A 26,423-nucleotide genomic window follows, 5' to 3' on the forward strand; every position below is an offset into this window, starting at 1 on the left:
TTGTTTTTCCAGCTTCGCATAGAAACTAGCTATCGCTTGTTTTTCCAGCTTCGCATAGAAACTAGCTATCGCTTGTTTTTCCAGCTTCGCATAGAAACTTCGCTTCGCTTGTTTTTCCAGCTTCGCATAGAAACTTCGCTTCGCTTGTTTTGAGTTGGGGGTAGTTGGGTTTATTTTGATTCTAAACTTTGGATTCTAAACAAAAGCTTTGTTGATTAGCTAAGATATAAGAATATATAAGAAGATCTAGTTTATTGCCTTACAACGTTTTAAGTGGTATTGATTCATTATATATTCTGCTGTGATTTATCATTTTTATTTTGCCTGAAATTATTGTTACCTTACGCTTCTAATGTGCAAGCTTGCTGGCTTTCAAGCAATTTGTAACTATAGGGTTATTTTTTGTCGTGCTAATAAGATCTTTGTTTATTTTGTAAATTTAGTCTTGGTATTATTTAGATTAAATCTAATGTTATAGACTATCAATTATATCCATAGTCTCTTTTAACTTTGCCCTTGCTTCTTCTATATCCATATTTTGCGATAAGAATATTGGATCTCCAACATAATAATCGATGCGAGTAAAGGGTTTAGGGATACAGAATTTATCCCAAGTGTTTAGTTCCCAATAACGTTTTGGAGAGATTCTACAAGGACATATTCCTACGCCGCTCTTCATTCCCATTAATAATATTCCATCTGCAATGCTTTTATATGGTCCTCTTGGTCCATCTGGCGTTACTGCTATATCCTGTCCATTTTTTAATGCTCTTATAGCAACTATTAATGCCTTTATGCCACCTTTTTCTATACCTGTGCTGCCTCTTATCGCATTTAAGCCAAAGGAGCTAAAATATTTTTCAATAATAATTCCATCATTATGTGCCGATGTTATAAAGCTCATATTTGGCTTATCTCGCACTTGTGCATATAGGTATGGCATCATTAAGAAATTGCCATGCCACATACATGCGATGAAATTTTGCTCTCTAACATAATTAGATATATGAAACTTATTTTTGCAAGTCAAATAGAATATTTTAGAGATAAAACGCATAATTTTTGGTAGATTTTTCCACGCGAACTCTCTACGAATATCTCTATGAATATTATTTCTTAGCCACTCAACATATCTATTAGACTTACCCATTAGTTATAAATCCTTATCATTTATGAATGTAATAGATTTTAAAGATTCTACTACTAAATGACTAACAACTATTTTGCTGTGTTGAACTTGTATTTTGTGTATTTTTGTAACAAAGTAGTGCATGTATGTAAATATATGACATTTCGATGATTTTAGCTATAATTCATTTTAGTAAACATCATCTAAAAAGAATGATTATTTCGATAACAATAATTTGTATATTAATTTAATATGAATTATATTATATGTTGAGGAGATAGTATGTCAAATCCTACAGGTTTTATGGATTATAGTAGAGAGGAAATTATATCTTTTCCGCCCAAAGAGAGAGTTAAGAATAATCAGGAGTTTCACAAGCTTTTAGATTCAAAGAAGCAAGAAATTCAAGCTAGTCGTTGTATGCAGTGCGGCATTCCATTTTGTCAAGCTGGTATACATATCAAAGGGCAAACCATAGGTTGCTCTAATCTCAATTTGATTCCAGAGTGGAATGATTTGCTTTCACGTGGATTATGGGAATTAGCATATCGGAGACTCTCTCTTACTATGCCTTTTCCAGAAATAACAGGTAGAATATGTCCCGCTCCATGTGAGAACTCTTGCGTTTGCAATGCAAATGGCGAGGCAGTAACTATAAAGGATAACGAATTAGCTCTTGCTGAATATGCCTTTAAAAATGGTTTGATAAAGCCTAGAAATATTGCTCGAAATGGTGCAAAGATAGCTATTATTGGCAGTGGCCCAGCAGGGCTTGCATGTGCCGATACTTTAAATTTGCTTGGTTATGAAGTCGATGTATATGAGCGTGATGATAGAATAGGTGGATTACTTATGTATGGTATACCCGATGTTAAATTAGAGAAATGGGTTGTGCAAAGACGTATAGACATAATGAAAGAAGAGGGCATTACCTTTTATACCAACCATGGCATAGAATCTAGTAGCGATTTTTCTCCACTTGTTGAAAAATATGATAGGGTTGTTATTGCAATTGGTGCTAGGAAACATATCAGTTTTGATATTGAGGGTGGGAATCTTGATGGTATATATAATGCCCTTGATTTCTTGGTAGCAAATACAAAGTCTATTTTAGATTCTAAACCTAATAAGTTAAGTGCTAAGAATAAACATGTTGTTGTTGTAGGTAGTGGAGATACTAGCACCGATTGTTTTGCTGTTGCTATAAGGCAGGGGGCAAGAAGTGTTATAAGGCTTGAACGCTCTCCTAGTAAACCCATAAAAAGGTTAAACTCAAATCCATGGCCAGAATATCCGATTGTTTTACAAACAGGCTATGGAATAGAAGAATCTATAGCTATCAATAATAGCGATCCAAGGAGATTTAGCACAATGCCAAAGCTATTTATTGGAAATAAGAATTTACAAGCTGTAATGACTACAAAATTACAATGGGGTGTTGTAGATGGCAAGAAAAAAAGCACAGAAATATTGCAAAGCAGTGAGACTATTCAAGCTGATATGGTGCTAAAGGCTATGGGATTTAGTGGATGTGAAGACGGTGTGAGTGAAATCTTTGGCGTAAAGATGGATAAAGGAAATATTATGAATAATAACTTTAGAACATCTAGGGCTAAAGTCTATACATGTGGTGATTGTAAGATAGGAGCTAGTTTGGTTGTTACTGCTATAAAAGAAGGCAGAGAATGTGCTAATGCGCTTCATTTAGAGCTGTTCAAGAGTTAGCATATTTATATGATTTTGTAAATCATTCCTACTTAAAAGTTGTGAAAGTAACAAACTAGAGCCAATTATTTTTATGTATTTTATTATTATGCGTTCTTGGCTAATAAACAAGGCTTTTTGCTTAGAATACAAAGTAAGCTAATCCTAACCAAAACAACCAAAGGGAAGTTTCTATTGCACTTAAATGGAAACTAGAAAACTACTTATTAGAATTTTAGGACATTCTTAACAAAAAGCAATTTCATCTCATGATTCAATAGGTTAGAGTTTTCTTGCTTTGAGTGGGATGAAGTGGTTTTAGCATATTAGACTGAATAGCTATAATATCTATTTTATAATTAAATACAACTTTAGATTGCCAGTTTGTTATTTTGTATTAATGCAACCCCATAGTATTAATATATTCTATTTATTCGTATCTTGGATTATTAGGTTTCTTTTGTATCTCATGGATTTATGAAAAAAGGATAGCGGTATATATTGATTTATATGATTAGATACAAATATCTAATCTAAATATCAATATGTTTTAAAATGAAATATTGGCACTAGTTCATCATAATGGCTTTTACTTCTTTTTTTGTCATATTGTATATAAGAACTCGTTTTGGCTTATCTTTATGATTTTGCATAGCCATTTGGAAGTCTGTTGTATTTTTAATTGGCGTGTCTTCTATTTGAGCAATAATATCTCCTTTTTCGAAGCCTAGACTCTCTGCTTTGGAATTACTATCAACATCAGTTATTAAGACTCCATTAATGTCATTTGGCACTCGCCAAGCTCGTCTTATTTGATCAGTTAGATTCTCTACTCTTAATCCGCTTAATACAGATCCTTTATCTTTGGTTGGAGTCTCTTGAGCTATTCTTGTGGATTCTTGAGGTTGTTCTGCTAGTCTCATTTGGATTTGTTTTGTTTCTAGTGTAGATTGATTGCCATTTGTATTATTTCTTAGCACTGTTAATGTTACTTGCTTGTTTGGTGGCATTGATCCTATGGTGTTTCGTAATTCTGATGCATTTTTGATTGGTTTGCCATCAACAGCAACAATCAAATCCCATACTGCAAGTCCGGCCTTTTGAGCAGGAGAATTTGCTTGCATTCCAACCACCAATGCGCCATTTGAATCTTTATAAATACTAGATATTTCTTGATCTACATCTTTAATACTTACACCAATGAATCCTCGTCTAACCTTACCAGATTTAATAAGCTCTGCTGCCACGTTTTTGACCATTTGCGATGGAATGGCAAACCCTATGCCGTGATTTCCTCCTGTGCGTGAAATTATGGCGGTATTCATACCAATTAATGCTCCTCTAGAGTCAATTAATGCTCCTCCACTATTGCCCGGATTAATGCTAGCATCAGTTTGAATAAAATTCTCATATGCGCTAATACCAAATCCATGCTTATTAAGAGCAGAGATAATCCCTTGCGTTACACTTTCTCCTACTCCAAAAGGATTTCCAATAGCAAATACTACATCTCCTACAGCATATTTCGTGCTATCTGCAAATTGTAGTGTTGGCAAATTTCTCTTATCTATCTTAATTACTGCAATATCGCTTTGAGTATCTTCTCCAATAAGTTTTGCATTGTATTTTTTGCTATCACCAGGAATACTTACTGTAATCTTGTCTGCACCATTTATGACATGGCTATTAGTAACTATATATCCATCATTGGTTAGTATTACACCTGAGCCAATACCGCCTCGCAAGTTGTCTTTTGGTATTACATCTCCGAAGAATTGTTGAAAGAATGGATCATTGAATGGAGATTGCCCACCACTTACCTTTTTTTCTGTCGTGATATTTACAACTGCTTTTGTAGCGTTCTTGATAGCGTCATTATAGGAATATATCGCATTTGGATTACCAACAGGAGAGATGCGCGTAAATGGTGGGGCATCGCTTATAGCAAAGGCGCATGATAGTGATAACCCAAATACAATAGAGGCTAAAATTTTGCTTGCTTTGGTTGATTTTAGAGGTTTTTCTATGCAACATTTAATTGGAAACAAAGAATCCTTATTCATATAATCTCCTAAAAATAAAATTCTATGAGTTTAGTATGTCAATATAAAAATATCTTAAACAAGTCGTATGCTTAAGCTCTGTTAGATCAAATATATTTAATATCTTGAAAATCTGAAATATAACAGAATCTAATTTTGCGTTATTGCTTGTTTTTGATAGAACATGAATGCTTCAACTTTTCTATATCTAAATCTAAGTAATTATTATTAAGGTTTTAACTATTTAAATCAGACTTAATGCTATTTTTGTTTTTATGATTTTTGATATGCCCTTAGATTCCTTATTTAAGCTAAAAGTAATACAGAATAGGTCATGAGTTAAATTTCGCTTCTCCTAATATAACATTAACATTATGGAATCCTTAACAATATATTACAATATGGGCTTGCTAATATCAATGTAATTTTTGTTTATTTGAGACTACATGTTTATTAATATTTTTATTAGTGTGTCCTGATGCATGATTGAATCTATCTTATTTTTAATAGATGAGCTAAATATATACAATAAATAATATTGATGGAAATAAATTAATGTGAAAACTATACATTTCATGAATATTTATCATTTAGTTGAGATTAGATTCTAGTATTAGTAATATTTCTGATTTATTTTGTTACTTTTTTACATAATATTAAATTAGATCATAATGCAATCAAATTGCTTATTGTCAATTTTTAATTTGACATTTTAACTTTTGTTTGACTGCATTGTTTATTTTCAATTTAAAGATTTTTGAGCTATCTTGTCATTTAAATATTTTAATCCAATATTATATATTTATTTTAAAAATTTTAACTTAATTACTATATTTTATTATATATTTAGTTATTTTTAATAACAAATAGTTGTTATAGTGTTTATGAAAAGACAGCTATATTTTAATTAATTATGTACTATATGAACCAATATTATTAAATATTGTTTTTGTAGTGAATATATCTTCAGCTTCGATGATTATCTTCATAAATTTAATTAGCAATAAATCAAAAGTTTAGTTTTTTGCTTAATTTTTTTAATTCTGTATTTTTTTGCAATTTATATTACATTATTGTTGTATTGTAATTAAGTTAAGTTGTTTTATCAAACACTTAACGTTAGTTACAAAAATTTAGGAGTTGCACTATGTCAGAAAATAATGTGAGAGTTATGGGCATTGATGCCGGCGGCACAATGACTGATACTTTCTTTGTCAAAGAAGATGGTAATTTTGTTGTTGGTAAAGCGCAAAGCAATCCAGAAGATGAAAGCTTAGCTATTTATAATAGCTCTCAGGATGCTCTAGCACATTGGAATAGAACAGTAGATGATGTATATCCTGAACTTCTTACTTGTGTATATTCTGGTACAGCTATGCTTAACCGTGTTGTGCAAAGAAAGGGTCTTGATGTAGGCTTAATCTGTAATAAGGGCTTTGAGCATGTTCTTTCTATGGGACGTGCTTTGCAATGTTATTTAGGCTATGCTCTTGAAGATAGGATACATCTAAACACGCATCGTTATGATGAGCCTCTTGTCCCACTTAAGCGTATACGAGGTGTTACAGAGCGCACCGATGTTCAAGGTACTATTGTGATTCCAATACGAGAAAAAGAAGTAAGGCAGGTTACAAGAGAATTAGTAGATACTGGCTCTAAGGCAATAGTAATTTGTCTTTTGCAATCTCATAAGAATCCAACTAGTGAAAGAAGGGTTAGAGATATAGTAAAAGATGAGCTTAAGATTTTAGGTAAAGCAGATTTGCCTGTATTTGCTAGTGCTGATTACTATCCTTCAAGAAAAGAGTCTCATAGAATGAATACAACCGTGCTAGAAGCCTATGCCGCAGAGCCTTCTCGCCAAACTTTACAAAAGGTTAGTGATAGGTTCAAAAAGCATGGTGCTAAATTTGACTTGCGTGTAATGGCCACTCATGGCGGCACAATTAGTTGGAAAGCTAAAGAGCTTGCAAGGACTATTGTGTCTGGTCCTGTAGGTGGTGTTATTGGATCTAAGCTTTTAGGAGAAGTGCTTGGTTATGACAATGTAGCATGTAGCGATATTGGTGGCACAAGTTTTGATATGGCTTTGATTGTAAAAGGTAACTTTACTATTGCTCAAGATCCAGATATGGCAAGGCTAGTGCTATCCCTGCCTTTAGTTGCTATGGATTCTGTTGGTGCTGGTGCTGGTAGCTTTGTACGTTTGGATCCGCATAACCATTCTATAAAATTAGGTCCAGATAGCGCAGGATATCGAGTAGGCACTTGTTGGGCTGATAGCGGACTTGATACTGTTAGCGTTTCTGATTGTCATTTGATATTAGGCTATCTTAATCCAGATAATTTCTTAGGTGGACAAATTAAGCTAGATGTAGAGCGTGCTAGAGCGCATGTTAAGCAGCAAATTGCCGATCCACTTGGATTAAGCGTTGAAGATGCAGCAGCGGGGGTAATCGAGTTACTTGATTTGGAATTGCATGAATATTTGCGCTCTAATGTAAGTGCTAAAGGATATAGCCCTTCTGACTTTGTATGTTTCTCTTATGGCGGGGCTGGTCCTGTTCATACCTATGGCTATACCGAGGGGCTTGGTTTTAAAGATGTAATTGTGCCTGCATGGGCTGCTGGATTCTCTGCTTTTGGCTGTGCTTGTGCTGATTTTGAATATCGCTATGATAAGAGTGTTGATCTTGCATTGCCACAGTTTGCAAGCGATAAGGAAAAAGTAGAAGCATGCAAGGCTATTCAAGATGGTTGGGAAGAACTTATAGAAAAAGTAGTTGAAGAATTTGTAATTAATGGTTTTAAGAGAGAAGATGTATTGCTAAAGCCTGGGTATCGCATGCAATATATGGGACAGTTAAATGACCTTGAGATTGATTCGCCTATTATGAGTGCTAAAGATGCTAGTGACTGGGATAAGATTACAGCAGCTTATGAAAAATATTATGAAATGGTATATTCAGAATCTGCTTGTTCCCCAGAGCTTGGATTTTCTGTTACAGGCGTGATTATGAGAGGATATGTAGCTACTCAAAAGCCTGTTATTCCTGAAGAAAAAGAGGTTGGTAAAACCCCTAGCCCTAGCGCGAAGCTTGGCACTAGGAAGTTTTATCGACATAAAAAATGGTCTGAAGCTACTGTATGGAGTATGGAAAAGCTTCAACCCGGAAATGAGGTTTTTGGTCCAGCAATTATAGAATCTGATTCAACAACATTTGTTGTTCCAGATGGCTTTGCAACAACGCTTGATAAGCATAGATTATTTCATTTAAGAGAAACTAAATAAGGAGATACAAATGGCAAATTTATTAAAAAATGGAAAAACATTATCACAATATAGAAAAGAGATCATTGATAGAACGAATGCAACAGGTTATTATAATGGTCTAGAACGCTTAGAGTTCAAAGAAAGTAATCCTATTGGCTATGAAAAGATATTTTCTAAGCTTCGCGGTGGTATTGTGCATGCAAGAGAGACTGCTAAAAAGATCGCTGCCTCGCCAATCGTAGAGCAAGAAGGAGAGCTTTGTTTTACTCTTTATAATGCAGTAGGTGATAGTGTGCTTACTTCTACTGGGATTATTATTCATGTGGGTACAATGGGTGCTGCAATTAAATACATGGTAGAAAATGGTTGGGAAGATAGCCCTGGCATTAATCCAAGAGATATGTTTACAAACAATGATTGCTCTATTGGAAATGTGCATCCATGTGATATTATGACTCTTGTACCTATTTTTTGGGATGATAAGCTTGTTGGCTGGGCTGGTGGCGTTACTCATGTTATTGATACTGGGTCTGTAACTCCTGGGTCTATGAGCACTGGACAAGTTCAACGTTTTGGTGATGGATATATGATTACTTGTCGTAAGACTGGTGCCAATGACGAACCTTTTAAGGATTGGCTACATGAATCTCAACGTTCTGTGCGCACTCCTAAATATTGGATTCTTGATGAAAGAACAAGAATTGCTGGTTGTCATATGATTCGTTCCCTTGTTGAAGAAGTGATTCAGCAAGAAGGCATTGATAATTATATGCGCTTTATCAATGAGGTGATTGAAGAGGGTAGAAGAGGATTAGTATCTCGTATTAAGTCTATGACTATACCCGGTAAATATCGAAAAGTAGCTTTTGTTGATGTGCCATATAATCATGAAGATATTGGCGTATCCTCTGAATTTGCCAAACTTGATACAATCATGCATTCACCTGTAGAGATTACCATTAATAAAGATGCTACATGGAAGCTTGATTTTGAAGGTTCTAGTCGTTGGGGTTGGCATAGCTACAATGCTAATGTTTGTAGTTTCACAAGTGGGATTTGGGTTATGATGACACAAACGCTTATTCCAACTTCAAGAATAAACGATGGTGCTTATTTTGGGACACAGTTTCGCCTACCTAAAGGCACTTGGATGAATCCAGATGATAGACGCACAGGACATGCATATGCATGGCACTATCTTGTTTCAGGGTGGAGCGCACTATGGCGGGGTCTATCTCAAGCATACTATTCAAGAGGCTATCTTGAAGAGGTTAATGCTGGTAATGCTAATACTTCTAACTGGTTACAAGGAGGAGGTATTAATCAAGATGGCGAAATTCATGCTGTAAATAGTTTTGAAACTTCATCTTGCGGTACAGGTGCATCAGCTATTAAAGATGGAATCAATCATGCAGCTGCAATTTGGAATCCAGAGGGTGATATGGGCGATGTAGAGATTTGGGAAATGGCTGAACCTTTGCTTTTCCTTGGACGTAACCCAAAAGCAAATACTGGAGGCTATGGACGTTATCGTGGTGGTTGTGGTTTTGAATCATTAAGAATGGTTTGGAATGCACATGATTGGACAATGTTCTTTATGGGAAATGGCTATATGAATAGCGATTGGGGACTTATGGGTGGCTATCCATCAGCAAGCGGTTATCGTTTCGAAGCTCATAAGACTGATATAGAAAATAGAATCAAGAATGAAGAGGCGTTACCTTTAGGTGGGGACTTTAATCCTAACCAACATGGATATGAAAAATATATTTCACCCAATGCTAAGGTAAAAAGAGATAAGCAATGCATGACAACAGAGGCTTGTTATGATAATTACGATTTATATTTGAACTATATGCGTGGAGGACCTGGATTTGGTGATCCTATTGAACGAGAAATTGATGCTATTGTAGAAGATTTAAATCAAGAATTACTTTTGCCTGAATATGCTTATAAAGTATATGGAGCAGTAGTCAGTAAAGATTCTAATGGTGTATGGGTTGCTGATGAAGCCAAGACCAAGAATCGTAGAAAGGAAATGAGGCAAGAGAGAATTAGTCGTTCTAAGCCCACAAAAGAGTGGATGAAAGAAGAGCGTCAGAGGATTTTAGATAAAAAGGCAAGTAGTCAAGTGCAACATATGTATGCAACAAGTTTTGGACTTTCTGAGAAATTCCTTAATCAGTTCAAGCAGTTTTGGAATCTACCAAGCGGTTGGAATCTCAAAGAAGAAGAGCTTGGCGTATTTACCTATGGATCAAAATTCCGTATGGATCTTTCGAAAATGCCGGGTGTAAAAACAGTTGTATTAGCAGATGAATAGAAATAGAAAAAGGATAACAAATGTCAAAATATACAAAAGAAGAAGTAAAATATTTAGTTGATGGTAAATTAGATTGGGATACTACGTTTCGTATGCTTAGCATGCCTAAAGATATACAGCGTTTCCAACTTTATCTAGAGGTTCTGCAAGAAAAGGTGCGCTTTAATGATAAGATTGTTTTACCACTTGGACCTCATCTATTTGTTGTTCAAAAGCCAGATAAAAAATGGCTTATTCAATGTGGTTGCGGCTTTGAATTTTGCGCACCTGAAGAAAACTGGAAGCTTTATGCTAATGTGTATGTGCGTGATACCGCTGAAAAGATGGAGGAGGTTTATCCTAAGTTGCTTGCTGTTGATACAGAGTGGCAGGTGTATAGAGAGTATATTTGCCCAGAATGTGGCATTATGCATGATGTTGAAGCACCTACTCCATGGTATCCTGTTATCCATGATTTTGAGCCAGATATTAAGGCTTTTTATGAAGATTGGCTGAATTTGCCTATGCCAGAAAGAAAATACTAGATTTAGTCTGAAATAGTATTTTTATGGGTGTTTAATAAGTATTTATATTATTATGATACTAAAATTAATATATATCGCTTATTATCGACAGGGGGGGAGGTATCCCTCTTAACTTTTATTACAACAGCTTACATTAAGTTCAACTAATTAATAATTTAGGTTTTTTGTGTTAATATTGGCTTATAGAATTATTATTAAGTTATTTATATTTTTTATACTTTTATTAAGAGCGACATTCAAACTTCAAGGATTCTATAGTTTAACCTAGTAATTCTCTAATATAGTCTCCGTATTTATTAACTTCAACCAAGAAGCTATCATGACCATAATCGCTTTGTATGATCTCCAAACTACAAGCTAATCCTAGTGTGTCCATTTGTTCTTTTATATGCTCCATTTCTGATATAGGAAACATATTATCTCCATTGAATGCAATTAAATGTAAGGGAGATTGAATTTCGCTTAAGGCATGCTCCAAGCCTGTGAATCCTAATGAAGCATCATACATACTAAGAGCTCGTATTAGATACAAATAGCATAATGGATCAAAGTATGTGCTAAAGTTTGCTCCGTTATAATCCAAGTATTTCTCTACCTCAAATCTACCAAATAATTCAAAATATCCATCAGTGGGGACATATCTCCTAGAGAATTTGTTATGCAATGTAGAAAGTGAGAGATATTGAGAAAAGCCAAGCATGCGCGCTACTTGCAAGCCTTTAAATCTGGGTAAAGATGTGCTAGAAATTTCGTAGTTACCGCCCTTAAAGTCAGAATCAAGCATAATGATTTCTCGCATAACTTTATTAATCAATATTATTTGCGGATTGCTTATATAGCTTGCGGATATTGATATAAACATATTTGCACTTTTTGGATACAAAATAGCAAAGCTTAAGGCTTGCATGCCACCCATAGATCCGCCAATAACTGCATGCAAGCGTGTGATTCCTAATGAGTTTAGCAGAATCTTATTTGCCTTTACCATATCTTGTATTGTTATTACTGGAAATTTCAAACGATAAAAGTCATTATCACCAAATGAACCATAAGTAGGGCTAATAGGAGATGTAGATCCATAGCATGAGCCAATTACGTTAGCGCAGATTACAAAATATTTATTTGTATCTATATATTTGTTATTTCCTACCATACTATCCCACCAACCAGCTTTTGCCTCATTTTGATACTTACCTGCACAATGATGGCTACCTGTTAGGGCATGTGTGATAAGAATTGCATTACTATTATCAGAATTTAGTTTTCCATATGTTTCATATATAATTTGATATGGTTCTAAGATTCTGCCTGATGTGAGGTATAGTGGGCTTGTAAATATCTTAGTATGTGTTTGCATTATTAGGGAATGGTCTTTTTCATTATTCATAATCTAATTTCTCCTTAATATCTGCCAACCTTAAGAATGTTAGCTAAACCAAAATGTATTTATTAATCTCAATTTCACTAAATTGCACCGCATGATAACTAAATTTATCTTATTGAACTTTCTATGTTCGCCATTAATATAGTCACAATGCAATATTGAAGCTTAAGAGTTAAAATATTTGATTCTTAAGCTGCTTGTTCAATGGCAAAAGCAATAATCTGGCTTCTTTGATTATATTGGAGTTAATATTGAATTTCTTATTAGCTTAACTTAATAAATATTACAAATTTATATTCGCACATAAATTCCATTTTGTCGCAGATATTTTTTTAGCTCTATAATGTCTACTTCTTGATAATGGAATATGCTAGCAGCAAGTGCCGCATCTACTCCAATCTTAAATACATCTAATATATCTTTCATATTTCCAGCACCACCGCTAGCAATAATTGGCAGATTGCAAACTTCCATGGCTTTTTGTAGCTTTTCTATATCAAATCCAGCCTTTGTTCCATCAGTATCCATACTAGTAAGTAGAATTTCTCCAGCTCCAAGAGATTCTACTTGCGTTAGCCATTCTTCCATATTTTTCCCGCTATCAATCCTGCCTCCTGCCATAAAAATACCTATGCTAGAATCTTTTCTTAGTTTAGCATCTACTGCAACAACAATGCACTGTGAGCCAAATCTCTGTGCAGCCTCTCTTATGAATGCAGGGTTTTTTAGCGCGAAAGAATTTAGACTGACTTTATCACAGCCTGCATTTAGCAAGTCAGATATGTCTTGTAATGTGCTAATGCCTCCGCCAACACTTAAAGGTATAAAGACTTCTTTTGCAATAGATTCTATAAGCGGTATGGTGGTTTTTCTTTCCTCAAATGTCGCATTAATGTCTAAGAATACAAGCTCATCTGCTCCGCAATCATTGTATCGTTTAGCAATTTCAAGAGGGTCCCCTGCATCTCTTAGCCCTGTGAAATTCACGCCTTTTACAACTCTAGCGTTTTTTATATCTAGGCAAGGAATGATCCTTTTTGCTAAATTCGACATAGTTTACCCCTGTTATTGTTATGTTGTTAAAAATATTGTTATAATCCCAAATGGAATTATACACTATACATTAATATGTTATTTGATTTTGAATTTTCAATGTTAGAATTAACAAAGAGGGGTGGCAAATGCAGAATCTTGCAAGCAACCTTAGTAGCAATTGCTATACGCTTTATATACAAGATAAAATTTCACAAATGCTAGGTAATGTTATATTTATTTCTGGTATAGCTAGAGATATTGTAAATAGAAGTTCTAGTTTTGCCAAACTAGCTAGTATAGAAGCATATAAGTTGTCTAAAATATTTCATATTAATGAAACTAATAAGGTTCAAATCAAAGGGGCTAAAATAAATAAGAATTCATTTCAAAAGGCAAAATTTAGCAAAGCAAAGTCCAACAAAATCTTAGCAAAGAAGAATTTAGGACAGAATTTTCTATCAGATATAACAATAATGGAAAAAATTATCCAAGCCATTCCCTCAAATATAGCAGAATCTATTGTAAAAGGGCAGATGAGGCTAATTGAAGTAGGGATTGGCTTGGGTGATTTGACTAAGAGATTTGCGCTTGAATATCCATTACTATGCTATGAAATTGATAAAAGATTAATTGACTTAGCAAAGGATAGTTTAGCAGATGAGTTGCTTGCCAATAGAATTACAATAGAGCATGCAGATGCTCTGCATATTCGATGTGGCGATGGCTATTTGTTTAATAGTCCTTATTTTTTAGTTTCAAATCTGCCTTATTATATCGCTACGACTATTATTTTACAGACATTTAGGGATAGTCTTTGTCAAGGATTCGTTGTTATGACTCAAGAAGAAGTTGCAAGGAAGTTTTGCGCTAAAACTAGCAACAAAGAGTTTTGTGCTTTAAGCGTTATTGCAGAAATCTTAGGCAAGGTTGAGTATCTTTTCTGTGTGTCGCCAGAGAGTTTTACTCCGCGACCAAAGGTAAATTCAGCAGTGTTTCGCTTTATGAGAGAAAGAAATGCTTTACCAGAATATTTGGAGTCTACTCTTAAACATGCTTTTCTTTCACCAAGAAAGAGACTTTTTTCGAATCTAGCTACATGGGATTTTCTAGGTAGAGACGGAGCACAATATATTTTTGATCGTCTTAATTTTACAGAGATGATACGAGCCCATGAAGTGTCTTCTAAGGAATATTGCAAGATAACACAGCTTATAGCTGCTTTAAAAAAGGATAGAAAATGAATATAAATAATCAAGATAATTTATCTGGGAATAAAAATCCAAAAGAACAAAAAGACCATGATGGTATTCAAAAAACTCCAAAGACTTCATCAAATCGTATGGGTGATGGTGAATACAAAAAAAAGACATCGGAGGTAAATCAAGATAGAGAGCAAGATGTAAGACAGAATCATAAACGCATTGCTAAAGATTCAAGAGATACAATCAAAAGAAAGAACTTCAACACACAATTTAAATTAGATAAGGATAACGGAAATATTAAGCAAAATTTAGAATCTCATACTTATAATAGAAAATGGGTAGGTGAAAATAAATATGCAGTTAAAAATAAAAATAAAATAAATGATAGACACGAAGATGGCACTAGAAAAGTGCAAATTCCCGGGGAAAAAGGCAACCTATTTTTTCATAAGGATTTGAAAAGAGGAGTTGAAGCTAATGCTAAGATTCAAAAAGGTTCACTAAACCCACATACTAAGCTTAATCTTGAAACAAGCGCGAAAGTTAGGATAACTCCAATTGGCGGACTAGGTGAGATTGGTGGAAATATGACTGTGATAGAGACTGAAAATTGTGCAATAGTTATTGACATCGGTATGAGTTTTCCAGATGAAAGTATGCCCGGAGTTGATATTTTGATTCCAGATTTTCATTATATAGAAAGCATTAAACATAAGATTATTGCTGTGTTAATTACTCATGCCCATGAGGATCATATAGGTGCTGTGCCATATTTTTACAAGCGATTTCAATTTCCTCTATATGGCACACCTTTATCTATAGGTCTTGTAGGTAGTAAGTTTGATGAGCACAATCTAAAAAAATGTAAGGAGTTGTTTCATATTGTAGAGAAGAGAAAGCCTGTTGTGATTGGAGACTTTGAGGTAGAATGGATTCATATTACACATAGCATTATTGATAGCTCTGCACTTGCAATTCGCACAGAGGCAGGAGTGATTATACACACAGGAGATTTTAAGATTGATCATACACCAATTGATAATCTCCCTACAGATTTGCATAGATTGGCTCATTATGGTGAGCAAGGTGTTATGTTATTGCTAAGTGATTCTACTAATTCCCATAAATCTGGAGTAACTCCTAGTGAGGCTAGCATAGGACCTACATTTGATTCATTATTCAAGAATGCCACAGGTAGGGTTATTATGTCTACATTTAGCTCTAATATTCATAGGGTTTATCAAGCTATACACTATGGCATAAAGCATAATCGCAAGGTAGCAGTCATTGGCAGATCTATGGAGAAAAATTTGGAAATCTCACGTGAGCTTGGTTATGTGGATTTACCTAGCAATGTTTTTATAGAAACGCATGAAGTATCTCAACATCCTGACGAAGAGATATTAATTGTAACAACAGGTTCTCAAGGAGAATCAATGAGTGCGCTTTATCGTATGGCAAGCGATGAGCATAGACATATTAAGATAAAGCCAACAGATATGATTATTCTTTCTGCTAAAGCAATACCGGGTAATGAGGGAAGTGTATCTGCAGTCATTAATCTTATTATGAAGGCAGGAGCAAAAGTAGCATATCAGGATTTTAGTGATATACATGTAAGTGGACATGCTGCCCAAGAGGAACAAAAGCTTATGTTACGACTAATTAAGCCTAAATTCTTCTTACCTGTGCATGGTGAATATAATCATATTGCTAAACATAAGCAGACGGCTATTGCGTGTGGTGTTTTGGAAAAGAATATTTACTTAATGGAAGATGGCGATCAAATCGAGGTTAATCCAAACTATATGCGCAAGATTAAATCTGTGCGAACGGGTAAGACTTATGTAGATAATCAGGCAAACAGAATTTTGCATGATGATGTAATAAATGAACGTAGCCTTCTTGCTAATGATGGAATCTTTATATTGACATTGCATATAAATAAAGAGAAGCAAATCATACTTGAGCATAGGATTAATGTTTTTGGAATAATAGGTTCAAGTGAAGAGAATGAATTTTCAAAATTCATAATGGATAATGTCAGAGCTCATTTAGCAAATGTAAAAATAGGAGTATTTAAAGATTCTAAAGGATTGGAAAGCTCTTTGTTTAATTTCTTACGCAAGCTACTTGTTAAGAAATTTAAGAAACATCCAGCAATATTGATTAATGTTTTATTTGGAATACTCGAAGAGTCAAAGCAAAATCATAATTTTGATTCTAATCATATCCCTAAGTTGCAAGAAAAAGAAAAGCATGATAAACAACTTGAGGTAATTTTCAATGATAATGGTGGATTTTCTAGTCTTTAGAATGTAGATAATTGTTTTATTTGTTTTTCATATTTATTATTTAGTAGTTTTATCTAAGAGATTTAAAATTTCTTAAATACGCTTTTGCTACTAGCTTTACTAGTGTATTTATACTTGTAGTTATTTTGTTTATAGGCTTGCTTCGTGTGCCTTTGCTGTAAGTCTTTATTGCAATTTATATTAATTATGTTAAATATAAGTGAAAATAATATTGCTTTGCATAAAAATGCGGTTAAATTTTTCATATAGAATCTAAGAATGACAAAAGACTTCATAATGTAGTCAAAAGTCAATATAAAGTAGATTTATAATGACAATATAGGCAAGTGATTACTAAAAAGTGATTTATGTATTTTTCATTCTAAGTTAGTACCTATAAAATCCCTTTTTAAATCCTTGCAGCACTCCAACACACTAAAACTTCCACTTGCAGGGTCTAACACTAAATCCCCCTCATTGGTGCAAGATTCTATCAACGCCTTTTGTAAGCCTTTAGGTTTGCTATGGGGGTGTAGTTTTAATTCCTCACTAGGTATTTTCTCGCTCCATATATCGCGGATATTATGGAGCTTCCAAGTGCCTTTAGCCTTAATGGGAGATTTTTGCAACACAAGCAAATACTCACTTTGTTTTCTTGTGCGATAACCCATACCCATTTTGCCTTTATCCCAAGTGATTAAATCAACAATTTGCAATTCTGTCCCTTTAAGCCATTGCTTAATCCCCTCACACAAATGAAATTTATCAATCCATAGCATTAAATAGCAACTATTCTTTAATACTCTATCAATTTCTATAATAAAGCCTATAATTGTCTCATCGCTCATTTGGTGGAGTGCTGCCCTGCCTTTTTGTCGCTCTCCCTCATTGCCATACTTCATTTTATCTAGCACACCCCGATACTGCGGGTCAAAGAAGCATAAATCCACACTTTGGGATTCTAAACTTTGCATAAGTGTTAAGCCACAAACTTTAAGTTTGGTATTTTTTTTAATACGCATATTCATCACTTTTAGCAATGCAGAGAGTCCTACATTACTTCATTTCTTTTCAAGGCTATTATAAAATCTCATATCATTAATTTTAGCCTCTATCTCTTTATATTTAGAATCTAGCTCATTTTTACGCTTTATGCTTAAATCTATAGACTCATTCTCTTTTTCAATCCCTGCAAACCGCCTTTGCAAAAGGTTTGTGCTATGCTTGTTGTAGAACTCCCACTAAAAGGAACGCAGATGATAGAATCTATATTACTTTCCATAAGAAGCAATCTTACCAAAAGATTTAAAGGCTTTTGCGTTGGGTGTTTGCCAAAGTTTTTCTCCCAAAGTGCAATGGCTGGGAAACTCCACACATCTCGCATTTGTTTGTCTCCATTAAGTTTTTTTTTAAATCTCATAATTAAAAATATGTTTATGTTTTGGGCTTTTTCTTGCCCAAATGATTTGCTCTGTTGAATGCGTGAGATAGCGACAACTAAAAATTTGGTGGGGGATTAGTTTTTTGCCAAGTAATGATATTTAAAACCTTAAAATCAAGTTTTTGTAATGCTCTACCTAGTGAAAAAATATTATGATAAGTCCCGCTTATCATAATACTACCTGTAATCTTTAGGGCTACTTTTGCATTAGCTATCCACTCCATATTGAACCTATCAATATCATCTATATCATTGCCCTTATCCCATTCACCCTTATTAACACTGACAATCTTACCGCCTTGTATGCTTAAGCTATTATTTGAGAGAAAGTAAGGCGGATCGGCAAAAATTAAATCAAAGGTTTCTTTCATCTGTAACAAGAATGCATTGCAATCTCCTTGATAAAGACAAAACGTAGAATCTGTGCTTATAAAGGTAGGTTTTGAGATGTGAGAATTAGCTTTCATTTCGCACCTTTAAGAATTTATTGGGATTGGTAAGCCCAAAATTTGAAGTGGAATATACTCAAAATAATATTTACAATTCACACTAATAATATAGTCTAAAACATCTCTATACTCGGGCTGTTTAAACCAATTACTTAATAAATATATATACTCTACCTCCATATTAAGACTAGATAAGAATTTTTGGTATTGTTTTTTTCTTAAAGTCACAAGTCTGTAATTTTTCATCAACAGAACCTGCTACTTGTTGAAACTTACATTCAATGGTAAAAAAAGTGTTATTAACAATAACATATATATTATCATCAGGCAAAAGTTGTTTAGAAATAATATTTCTCCAATCTACATTACGTTCTTTTAAAAAATTATAGAATTGATATTTCTTGAAAATTAGTTCAATGAGTTTATTTTGATAAATAACATTACCAACATCATCTACTACGTATCCGCTTTGTCTGGATAAAAAAGTCGCCAAATCTACCTTTCCTTCAAAAACTAATCCTGTCCTTGTATTTGCTCCACCAATACCATTTTCTACCATAAAATATTCCTCAATGTAATTTCCTTTTGTCTCTCTCCCTCATTGCCATACTTCATTTTATCTAGCACACCTCTATACTGCGGGTCAAAGAAGCATAAATCCACACTTTGAGATTCTAAGCTTTGCATAAGCTCCAAGCCATCTAAGTTAAGTTTGGTGTTTTTTTTAATACGCATATTCATCACTTTTGCGTTAGGCGTTTAAAACAATCTTTAAAATCTCAAGCACATCATAATTATGATTCTTACTTAAGATTCCAAAAATCTTAAAAGTTTCTAGCAAAAAATCCTTATCTTTAGAATCCAAAACAAGCAAAGCACATTCTTTAGGTTCTGCTACTCTGCCTAGAAGTAGGGGTTAGCATTGTAATTGCGTGATGGGAAAGCAAACATAAAGCATTGGCTGCACCCCAACCGCTCTTTGTTTTTCTTTAATCACAATTTCTATAAAAACATCAAAATGATTAAATTTATGCACTAAAAGCGGATATGCTATCTGTGATTGATAAAATTCTACACCTAAAATCTTTTTACTCACAGGGTGGCTTCGCAATATTTGTAATTCATTCCTAGAATCCAAAAATTCATATTCTTGAATGTTTTGCAAAAATCTTGCTAAGTTCTCAATTTCATCTTTTGTAACAATTCCCCACTGCACAAAATAATAAAGATATTCGCTCAATTCATAAAGAGCCTTAATTCTGCCATTTGCTCCTTGAAATTGCGTGTCTTGCAATGTGCTTAAAGCAAGTTTTGCTTCATCACTTTTATCCACATCATAGCCAATTTGCCATTCTATATAGTGTTTTTGTGAAAAGGGTGTTTGCCTCGTAGCAGTGGGTAGCCCATATTCATAGAAGCTATTGCGAGTTTTCACTCTTATTTTACCACTTTGTGTAGTGAGTGGAATCTCTGCAAATATTTTTTTATTTTCACATTTTTGAATCTTCATAATGCACTCCTAGCAAATCTTTAAAATACTGCAAAATTTCAGGACTTAGAATCTTATTTTCACTTGCTTTGACAAAACAAGATTCTAAAGCCTTAAACTTTTTAAAATCAATCATCACATCGCAATTCCCAAAATAATAAGGAATATGTGGCAAAAAAGCCTTAAATACATCAACATAGCAATAAAGACTATATTTTTCTTGTGTAACATAAATGGTATTGCTATTTTCTTTTTGCATAAAAGTTTTTGAACGACTTAGGGCATTAATATCTCGCAGAGTATAAAACATCGCTACTTTTTTAGATTCCATAACACGCTTTTTATTTGGATATTTATCGATATATTGTGCTATAAAATCAAAATCATTAAGTTTAAAAGTTTTACCCTCAATAGTTTTAAATGAAAAATTACTGATAAAGCTATAATTCATTCCCCTATCATCTCTTTGGTATAGGGCTATGATGATAGGAAAATATCCTTTAGAATCCTTGCAAAATTCTTTTGAGCTAATAATTATAGAATCTAAAAGCCTATAAGCTTTACTAAAGTCTTTTAATGCCTTAAAATTAGTTTTTTTAATCAAATAAGAGAGCGGGTGCAATACACAGATAAAATCTGCCCTCAATCTCTCATAAGAGCGCAAAAAGCTTATGCCTATATCCCTCGCTTGAAGTGCAGAATCTATAGGGATAGAATCTTTATTTTTAAGAGTATTTTGAATAATAGAAGTTCTATCATTATAAGGTGGATTACCCACAATCACAAGTTTAGAGGATTGTGCTATATTAAAACTCTCTCTTGAGACATTGCTTAATGCGTTTTTATGATACAACATAACGCTAGAATCTAGCTTCTTTCGTGCAATTTTTAGGGCAGTTTTGTCAATATCTATTCCTATGGCTTTAGCAAACCCATTCACGCCTAAAAAATTTCCGCTTCCACAGGAGCTATCAAGTAGCACATATTCTTTAAACTCCACATATTGCTTAAGCATATTGTAAGCATATTGCACCAAAAAATCATTCGTATAAAAACTACCAAGATTAATTCTTTCCTTGGTGCTTAGGTGTGTTTGTGCTGTCATTTATCTAAAAACCCTCTTAAAACATTGTCTCTGTCTGCAATTAAGCTAAAAGCATTATAGCTTACCATAATCCTTTAGCCTCCTTTTTATAAGCTCACAATATTGTCTATCAAGCTCTAGCCCTACGCCTATGCGATGATTAGATTCTGCTTCTAAAAGACTTGTGCCACTCCCACAAAATGGGTCAAACACCACATCACCCACATAAGAAAAAAGCTTGATGCACCGCTTAGGCAGCTCTCTAGGAAAGGGCGCAGGGTGTCCTATACGTTTTTTAGATTCTCCATTAAAATTCCATAGCCCATTTGTCCAAGCCATAAACTCTTCTTTGCTTATATCGCTTTCTCCCTTATGCTTTTTCTTCCAATCTCCCTTATAAAGCACGACAATAAGCTCCACTGGAGCGATAACATAAGGTGCAGACGCACTAAGCCAACTCCCCCACGCTGTGCGCCTTGAGATATTGCCCTCATTCCAAATGATTGTGCTATGATAATTCCAACCGATATTTTTTGCTAAAGTGGTTAAATCCGCCCCTACACTTTGTTGCCCACTTTTGTTTTTATCAAGCGGAATATTAAGGCAGAATCTTGCCCCATCTTTTGCCTACAAATAACAATTTTCTATCCATTTTTTAGAAAATTCTAAATAACTTTCATAAGAATTAGAATCTTCACTTGAATTGTATTCTATGCCTACATTATAAGGAGGGGAAGTGATGATTAAATCAAAAGAATCCCCTTGAAAATGCTCAGAGTTTAATATATCACCTTGATAGAGAGTGCAGTTATTGTGTTGATAATATGGGGCGAGATTTATGCTCTGCATTGTCATAGCAATTTCCTTAAATCAATCAGCAAAGATTCTATACCCTTAACCTTATCACTTTTATCAAAAGCACTTTTAGCTAGATAGATTCCATCAAGTTCATATTCCATAACAATGCGGGATTTTTTAGAATTTTGGCTAAAACTTATTTCATCATCATTATCTGGAGTTATCATAAAGACTTTGATATGCCTTGTCGCCTCTGTTTCTAAAAGCTTTAATTTCCAATAGGGTGTTTCTGTATATCGCTCTCTAAAAGAATTTTTTACAGAAAGTATTGCTAAGATTTTTGGTAATGCATTTTCCACCCTATAAATAATAATATCACCATCAGGCAATACACTATAATCTCCAAAATGCACTAATAGCATTCTTTTTATAGAATCTAATTCCGCATTAAGATTTTTTGAGCGTAAAATCTTATCATTTGTGGTTTTTAAATGATATTTTTTGCAAAATTCAAGGATTTCAATAACAAATTCTAAACCTCTCCCTATCACGCTTACCCAACCTTGCCTAGCTTTATTTATAGCCTCTTGTTCGCTAAAGCCTTGTGCTTTTAATTCGCTAATTTTTGCGCTATAAAACTGCTCTTTTTGTGTTGTAAAAAAATCTTTTAGATTGCTATATGCTTCATCTCCATACTCTAAAAGAAAAGCCCTAAAATCCTGTGCTATTTTTTCATAAGGTTTCATTTCCCCTCCCCAAAGCACTTAAAGATAACATAAGTATTTTTACAATCCTCGAAACAAGGAGTTTTCTGCGTAATTTTGTGAAATTTGCAGTCTAAATTCATCTTTAATTTCTCCCTTGTTTGCCAACCTATCAAGTATCATTTCATAGTAAGGCTTGTGCAATTCACAGCTTAGCCATTTACGCTTTAGCTTTTCGCAAAGCACAATCTCACCACCACTTCCACCAAAAAGGACAAATACGCAATCTCCCTCATTGGTACAAGACTTTATCAACATTTCTACAAGCTTTAAAGGAATCTGACAAGAATGAAAGGTTTTATCTTTACTCACATTTTTGACTAAATCAAAATAAAACCAAGAATAAGGCATTCTACCTTTTTTTCCATTGGCAAGTCTTTGTAAAATTCTTTTATCAGTGGGATTTTGATAAGGCAGGGCGATATTATCCTTATAAAAGTGATTATCCTTGCTTTTAGTGGCGTGAAGTATGCTTCTATGTGCAGTTGTAAAACGTCTTTTACTATGTCCTACATTAGTATTATACACCCATACATACTCTTGCACATCATAAGCAATACAATCAAGGCAAAGCACACGCAAATACGCATTTTGTTTGGGATAGTTCATCATAAAGAGATTCCCACTAGGTTTTAAAACACGCATAGATTCTTTGGCTAACTCACAATACCACGCAATATAATCCTCCCATTTTTGCGTGTATTTAGAACCATTATAGTTAATGCCTACATTATAATCAGGATCCCCATAGACCATATCCAAGCAAGAATCTGGCAAACTTTTAAGCACTTCTAGCACATCTTTATTGTAAATCTTATTTAATTCCATTTAAACCCTCACCAAAATATATTCGCACGATTTTAGAAACTTTATAGAATCCAAATATAAAGGCTTATCAAATGTATAAGCCCAAAGTTTAATGCTATCATCTTTACGCACAAGATATACGCAAATAATTTTTTTGAAATTGAGATTTGAATTATAATAATATAAGAATGGATGATAAATTTGGTAGATATTAAAATCTCTTGGAATACCATTTTTTGCTTCAAATACACCTATTATGCCATTAAATTCAAGGGTTAAATCAATTTCAATTTGTTGATTTTTTGCCTGTATTTCTTGTAAGCCAAAAAAGTAATTTAAATTTGCTTTTGTGCGATGAGGGAAGTAAGTTTTAGGGCGATTCTCAATGCTTAAATCCGCAAACTCTAAATCTGCTCCAAACAAAAAATGGTGCAAAATTCTTTGATTGTTTGCTACACTTAAAATATTACTTTCACTATCATTATACTCATTAAGCAAACTCTTTTTATATTGCCATTTTACAGAATCTTGTAAAGGCTCAAAAGGGTGATAAAGCTTATTTATGCCTTGTATAAATTGATGATAACCTCCACCTAGATGAAGCAAACATATATCTTGATTCTTAAAAAGCGGGGGAAGTTTGTCGCTAGAATCTAGCTTTGTTACATCAAAACAAGGCAAAGCCGTAGTTTCTTTAGTAAATGGATTCCCAAAGCCATGTTTTATACACATTTCTTTGACTAAATCATTATGAAATGTAAAATCCTCTTGCTGCTTGCAAAAATGATAGAGAGATTCTAAAACTAAATGTTTTTTATTCATCTCCCCTCCCCAAAAACCCGCTTGAAAATAGAATCTACATTTTTTGTATAGTAGCTAAAATCAAAGCATTCTTTAATATTCTCCTCGCCAATAAGCCCTACAAGCTCATTATCTACCAATAAATACTGTAAATATATAGATTCTGCCCCTTTAATGCTTTTTCCACCCATATAACGAAGCGGTGATTTATAGAATCTAACATTCATTGTTTATCCAAATAAAGATTTTTGCTTTGCAGGATTACTTTGCACAAGATTCGTATCTACAATATAATTTTTCACTAAAGATTCTTTTATTGTATTTCTATTATTTTTACTTGCTCCCAGATGATAAAAATGCTCAATAATATCATTATAAAATCCATTCCATAATGTTGTTATGTATTTATTTTCTCTGTATTGATTACTATGCCAAGTTGAAAGGATAAATCTTGCCTTTGTGCTAGATAAAATCCCATAAAGCTCTTTTTCTTTTATTTCACTCCAAATATTAAAGTAATCACAATGCCTATCAATGTAGGGTGGGTCGCAGTAAATAAAATCTCCGACTTGTGCCTGTTTAAGAGTATCTGCAAAATCGCAGATTCTAAATTCATAATCATTATTTTTTATAAGCTTACTTACCCAATCTATTTGATTAACAATCTTTGTGATGTAGCTTTGAGTAAATCTTGTATCTTTTTTGCAATAGGGCACATTAAATCCGCCTTTTGAATTAAATCTCATAAGCCCATTAAAACAACTGCGATTTAAAAACAAAAAATCAAAATAACAAGCAGTTTTATTAAATCTCTCTCTAACTTTCAAATAATGCTCTTGCCCACTTTCCTCTAACATAGAACCTTCTTGTTTTAAATATTCTCTTGCAGTTTCTTTATTAATCAAACCTTTTTGAATTGCTCTATAAAAATTGATGATATGTGGATTATTATCACTAAAAATCGCTCTTTTAGGTGCGATATTAAAGCCTACAACACCACTTCCCATAAAAGGCTCAAAATAGATTCCTTGATTATCCCATTCCATTGCACTTTTGATAGAAAAAACAAGCTTACTTTTGATGCCTTGAATCTTAAGCGGTGGAATTTTAATTTTCATTTTTGCCTCTATTTTTGCCTCTATATGCTAGATATTCTTTGAGTTTTGTAATTTTCTTTATGTTTCCTTTAGAATCTGTGATATTTATTTGTCCATAATTTATCCAATAATCATCAAAAATTTCCTCGCCAAGATTTGCAAATATGCCTTTTTCGTTGATAATATCGTCAATATTTTTGATACTGCCTATATTTGCGGTGTTGCCACTGCCACTAGAATCACTTGCTATTTTATATTTTTCCACAAAAAATAAAGTGAGATTTTGTATAACGGATGGAATCTTTTTTAAATCATTGATTCCATAACGCACAAATTCATTAATTAGCACCCTATCATAAATTACACCTAAGCAAAAATGTCCCTGATACTGCTTATAAGGAAATTGAATATTCTTATTAGATTCTCTATTTTTAAAATATTCTCCATGTGAGCCTAGTGTAAAACCATTGCAAAGATTTGGGTTAGATTCATTACGGTAGGTTGTCTTTAAATCTACCGCAAACTTAATATTAGAATCTTGTTTTGAGACAAAAGATAAATCAGGATAATAATTTTGATGACTAGGCAAAATAACCTCAAAACTATTAGCTTTAGCAAAAGCTAAAATATAGGGAAAAAGATGAATTTCTAAAATCTTAGAAATCACTTTTGCGTCATTTGAAAGGGTAAAAATTGTTTTATCACTATCAATGAAACCTTTAATTTTCCATTTAGAATCATCTCAGATTTTATTTTGTATGCCTCCAAGAAACAATCTAAAT

General features: G+C 33.6%; 18 protein-coding genes and 5 pseudogenes. 6 read left to right on the top strand and 17 right to left on the bottom strand.

Translation table 11 applies throughout. The annotated features are described in order from the left end of the window. Nucleotides 1–472: 472 nt before the first annotated feature. A complete protein-coding gene (locus LS73_RS01925) occupies nucleotides 473–1,150 on the bottom strand; it encodes a lysophospholipid acyltransferase family protein (protein WP_104692196.1) in 678 nt (225 codons plus the stop codon). 261 nt (nucleotides 1,151–1,411) lie between these two features. On the opposite strand from LS73_RS01925, the gene LS73_RS01930 reads away from it, so the two are divergent. Beyond that, nucleotides 1,412–2,854, top strand: coding sequence for a glutamate synthase subunit beta (locus tag LS73_RS01930; RefSeq protein WP_034557531.1), 1,443 nt, complete (start codon nucleotides 1,412–1,414; stop codon nucleotides 2,852–2,854). 548 nt (nucleotides 2,855–3,402) lie between these two features. Here the strand turns inward: LS73_RS01930 and LS73_RS01935 are convergent. Continuing rightward, a complete protein-coding gene (locus LS73_RS01935) occupies nucleotides 3,403–4,896 on the bottom strand; it encodes a Do family serine endopeptidase (RefSeq protein WP_081955528.1) in 1,494 nt (497 codons plus the stop codon). A 1,126-nt stretch (nucleotides 4,897–6,022) separates the two neighbouring features. Between LS73_RS01935 and LS73_RS01940 the strand changes: the two genes are divergently transcribed. Genes LS73_RS01940 through LS73_RS01950 form a run of 3 tightly spaced genes read left to right on the top strand, consistent with a single transcriptional unit; the run spans nucleotide 6,023 to nucleotide 10,996 of the window. Continuing rightward, entirely contained in the window at nucleotides 6,023–8,167 is a 2,145-nt protein-coding gene (locus tag LS73_RS01940; RefSeq protein ID WP_034557533.1) for a hydantoinase/oxoprolinase family protein, read from the top strand. Between the two features lie 10 nt (nucleotides 8,168–8,177). Beyond that, a complete protein-coding gene (locus LS73_RS01945) occupies nucleotides 8,178–10,472 on the top strand; it encodes a hydantoinase B/oxoprolinase family protein (RefSeq protein WP_034557535.1) in 2,295 nt (764 codons plus the stop codon). A gap of 20 nt (nucleotides 10,473–10,492) precedes the next feature. Next, the gene (locus LS73_RS01950) at nucleotides 10,493–10,996 is read left to right on the top strand and encodes an acetone carboxylase subunit gamma (protein WP_034557537.1); all 504 of its coding nucleotides are present in this window, start codon (nucleotides 10,493–10,495) and stop codon (nucleotides 10,994–10,996) included. A gap of 259 nt (nucleotides 10,997–11,255) precedes the next feature. On the opposite strand, the gene metX is transcribed toward LS73_RS01950, so the two are convergent. Together metX and hisF are read right to left on the bottom strand one after the other, a co-directional pair. Further along, nucleotides 11,256–12,383: a homoserine O-acetyltransferase MetX gene (gene metX / locus LS73_RS01955; protein WP_081955529.1), complete on the bottom strand. Its 1,128-nt coding sequence runs from the start codon at nucleotides 12,381–12,383 to the stop codon at nucleotides 11,256–11,258. Between the two features lie 288 nt (nucleotides 12,384–12,671). Beyond that, nucleotides 12,672–13,433 (bottom strand): imidazole glycerol phosphate synthase subunit HisF, encoded by a 762-nt coding sequence (hisF, locus tag LS73_RS01960; RefSeq protein ID WP_034557538.1) that lies wholly within the window; start codon nucleotides 13,431–13,433, stop codon nucleotides 12,672–12,674. A 128-nt stretch (nucleotides 13,434–13,561) separates the two neighbouring features. Here hisF and rsmA point away from each other — a divergent pair, with 128 nt between their 5' ends. Beyond that, a complete protein-coding gene (rsmA, locus tag LS73_RS01965) occupies nucleotides 13,562–14,656 on the top strand; it encodes a 16S rRNA (adenine(1518)-N(6)/adenine(1519)-N(6))-dimethyltransferase RsmA (protein WP_052089539.1) in 1,095 nt (364 codons plus the stop codon). Continuing rightward, a complete protein-coding gene (locus tag LS73_RS01970; RefSeq protein WP_081955530.1) occupies nucleotides 14,653–16,932 on the top strand; it encodes a ribonuclease J in 2,280 nt (759 codons plus the stop codon). Before rsmA ends, LS73_RS01970 begins: the two co-directional genes overlap by 4 nt. Before the next feature lie 356 nt (nucleotides 16,933–17,288). Here the strand turns inward: LS73_RS01970 and LS73_RS01975 are convergent, their stop codons facing one another. From LS73_RS01975 to LS73_RS02035, 13 genes and pseudogenes are all read right to left on the bottom strand, one after another. Further along, complete coding sequence (locus LS73_RS01975) at nucleotides 17,289–17,933, bottom strand: DNA-methyltransferase (RefSeq protein WP_034558072.1); 645 nt, start codon at nucleotides 17,931–17,933, stop codon at nucleotides 17,289–17,291. A gap of 39 nt (nucleotides 17,934–17,972) precedes the next feature. After that, nucleotides 17,973–18,819: pseudogene (locus tag LS73_RS10145) on the bottom strand (DNA-methyltransferase). Nucleotides 18,820–18,988: 169 nt separating this feature from the next. Beyond that, nucleotides 18,989–19,360 carry a PD-(D/E)XK nuclease superfamily protein gene (locus LS73_RS01985; RefSeq protein ID WP_233708803.1) on the bottom strand — a complete coding sequence of 124 codons (372 nt, stop codon included), beginning with the start codon at nucleotides 19,358–19,360 and terminating at the stop codon, nucleotides 18,989–18,991. Further along, nucleotides 19,354–19,536 (bottom strand): hypothetical protein, encoded by a 183-nt coding sequence (locus LS73_RS01990; RefSeq protein WP_199768433.1) that lies wholly within the window; start codon nucleotides 19,534–19,536, stop codon nucleotides 19,354–19,356. The genes LS73_RS01985 and LS73_RS01990 overlap by 7 nt, the downstream gene beginning before the upstream one ends. 16 nt (nucleotides 19,537–19,552) lie before the next feature. Next, nucleotides 19,553–20,311, bottom strand: a pseudogene (locus LS73_RS01995) (R.Pab1 family restriction endonuclease). Next, nucleotides 20,292–21,395, bottom strand: coding sequence for a class I SAM-dependent methyltransferase (locus tag LS73_RS02000; protein ID WP_034557541.1), 1,104 nt, complete (start codon nucleotides 21,393–21,395; stop codon nucleotides 20,292–20,294). The pseudogene LS73_RS01995 and the gene LS73_RS02000 overlap by 20 nt, the downstream one beginning before the upstream one ends. Before the next feature lie 54 nt (nucleotides 21,396–21,449). Next, nucleotides 21,450–22,223 (bottom strand): annotated as a pseudogene (locus LS73_RS02005) (DNA-methyltransferase). Between the two features lie 2 nt (nucleotides 22,224–22,225). Then, the gene (locus LS73_RS02010; RefSeq protein ID WP_034557543.1) at nucleotides 22,226–22,918 is read right to left on the bottom strand and encodes a BsaWI family type II restriction enzyme; all 693 of its coding nucleotides are present in this window, start codon (nucleotides 22,916–22,918) and stop codon (nucleotides 22,226–22,228) included. A 39-nt stretch (nucleotides 22,919–22,957) separates the two neighbouring features. Continuing rightward, nucleotides 22,958–23,764 (bottom strand): DNA-methyltransferase, encoded by an 807-nt coding sequence (locus LS73_RS02015; RefSeq protein ID WP_034557544.1) that lies wholly within the window; start codon nucleotides 23,762–23,764, stop codon nucleotides 22,958–22,960. Further along, nucleotides 23,765–24,565 carry a type II restriction enzyme gene (locus tag LS73_RS02020; RefSeq protein ID WP_034557545.1) on the bottom strand — a complete coding sequence of 267 codons (801 nt, stop codon included), beginning with the start codon at nucleotides 24,563–24,565 and terminating at the stop codon, nucleotides 23,765–23,767. Beyond that, a pseudogene (locus LS73_RS02025) lies at nucleotides 24,562–24,708 on the bottom strand (adenylosuccinate lyase); the annotation flags it as partial. The pseudogene LS73_RS02025 and the gene LS73_RS02020, both read right to left, overlap by 4 nt. Before the next feature lie 66 nt (nucleotides 24,709–24,774). Next, nucleotides 24,775–25,662: a DNA adenine methylase gene (locus tag LS73_RS02030; protein WP_034557549.1), complete on the bottom strand. Its 888-nt coding sequence runs from the start codon at nucleotides 25,660–25,662 to the stop codon at nucleotides 24,775–24,777. Then, nucleotides 25,652–26,368 (bottom strand): annotated as a pseudogene (locus LS73_RS02035) (type II restriction endonuclease); the annotation flags it as partial. The pseudogene LS73_RS02035 and the gene LS73_RS02030, both read right to left, overlap by 11 nt. Nucleotides 26,369–26,423: the final 55 nt, after the last annotated feature.

Source organism: Helicobacter muridarum, from assembly GCF_000765805.2.
Taxonomy (GTDB): Bacteria; Campylobacterota; Campylobacteria; order Campylobacterales; family Helicobacteraceae; genus Helicobacter_A; species Helicobacter_A muridarum.

Bases quoted from the DNA above. Each gene is read 5' to 3' on its own strand.
- LS73_RS01925 (WP_104692196.1), bottom strand. From the start codon at position 1,150: ATGGGTAAGTCTAATAGATATGTTGAGTGGCTAAGAAATAATATTCAT.
- LS73_RS01930 (WP_034557531.1), top strand. From the start codon at position 1,412: ATGTCAAATCCTACAGGTTTTATGGATTATAGTAGAGAGGAAATTATA.
- LS73_RS01935 (WP_081955528.1), bottom strand. From the start codon at position 4,896: ATGAATAAGGATTCTTTGTTTCCAATTAAATGTTGCATAGAAAAACCT.
- LS73_RS01940 (WP_034557533.1), top strand. From the start codon at position 6,023: ATGTCAGAAAATAATGTGAGAGTTATGGGCATTGATGCCGGCGGCACA.
- LS73_RS01945 (WP_034557535.1), top strand. From the start codon at position 8,178: ATGGCAAATTTATTAAAAAATGGAAAAACATTATCACAATATAGAAAA.
- LS73_RS01950 (WP_034557537.1), top strand. From the start codon at position 10,493: ATGTCAAAATATACAAAAGAAGAAGTAAAATATTTAGTTGATGGTAAA.
- metX (WP_081955529.1), bottom strand. From the start codon at position 12,383: ATGAATAATGAAAAAGACCATTCCCTAATAATGCAAACACATACTAAG.
- hisF (WP_034557538.1), bottom strand. From the start codon at position 13,433: ATGTCGAATTTAGCAAAAAGGATCATTCCTTGCCTAGATATAAAAAAC.
- rsmA (WP_052089539.1), top strand. From the start codon at position 13,562: ATGCAGAATCTTGCAAGCAACCTTAGTAGCAATTGCTATACGCTTTAT.
- LS73_RS01970 (WP_081955530.1), top strand. From the start codon at position 14,653: ATGAATATAAATAATCAAGATAATTTATCTGGGAATAAAAATCCAAAA.
- LS73_RS01975 (WP_034558072.1), bottom strand. From the start codon at position 17,933: ATGCGTATTAAAAAAAATACCAAACTTAAAGTTTGTGGCTTAACACTT.
- LS73_RS01985 (WP_233708803.1), bottom strand. From the start codon at position 19,360: ATGGTAGAAAATGGTATTGGTGGAGCAAATACAAGGACAGGATTAGTT.
- LS73_RS01990 (WP_199768433.1), bottom strand. From the start codon at position 19,536: ATGCGTATTAAAAAAAACACCAAACTTAACTTAGATGGCTTGGAGCTT.
- LS73_RS02000 (WP_034557541.1), bottom strand. From the start codon at position 21,395: ATGACAGCACAAACACACCTAAGCACCAAGGAAAGAATTAATCTTGGT.
- LS73_RS02010 (WP_034557543.1), bottom strand. From the start codon at position 22,918: ATGAAACCTTATGAAAAAATAGCACAGGATTTTAGGGCTTTTCTTTTA.
- LS73_RS02015 (WP_034557544.1), bottom strand. From the start codon at position 23,764: ATGGAATTAAATAAGATTTACAATAAAGATGTGCTAGAAGTGCTTAAA.
- LS73_RS02020 (WP_034557545.1), bottom strand. From the start codon at position 24,565: ATGAATAAAAAACATTTAGTTTTAGAATCTCTCTATCATTTTTGCAAG.
- LS73_RS02030 (WP_034557549.1), bottom strand. From the start codon at position 25,662: ATGAAAATTAAAATTCCACCGCTTAAGATTCAAGGCATCAAAAGTAAG.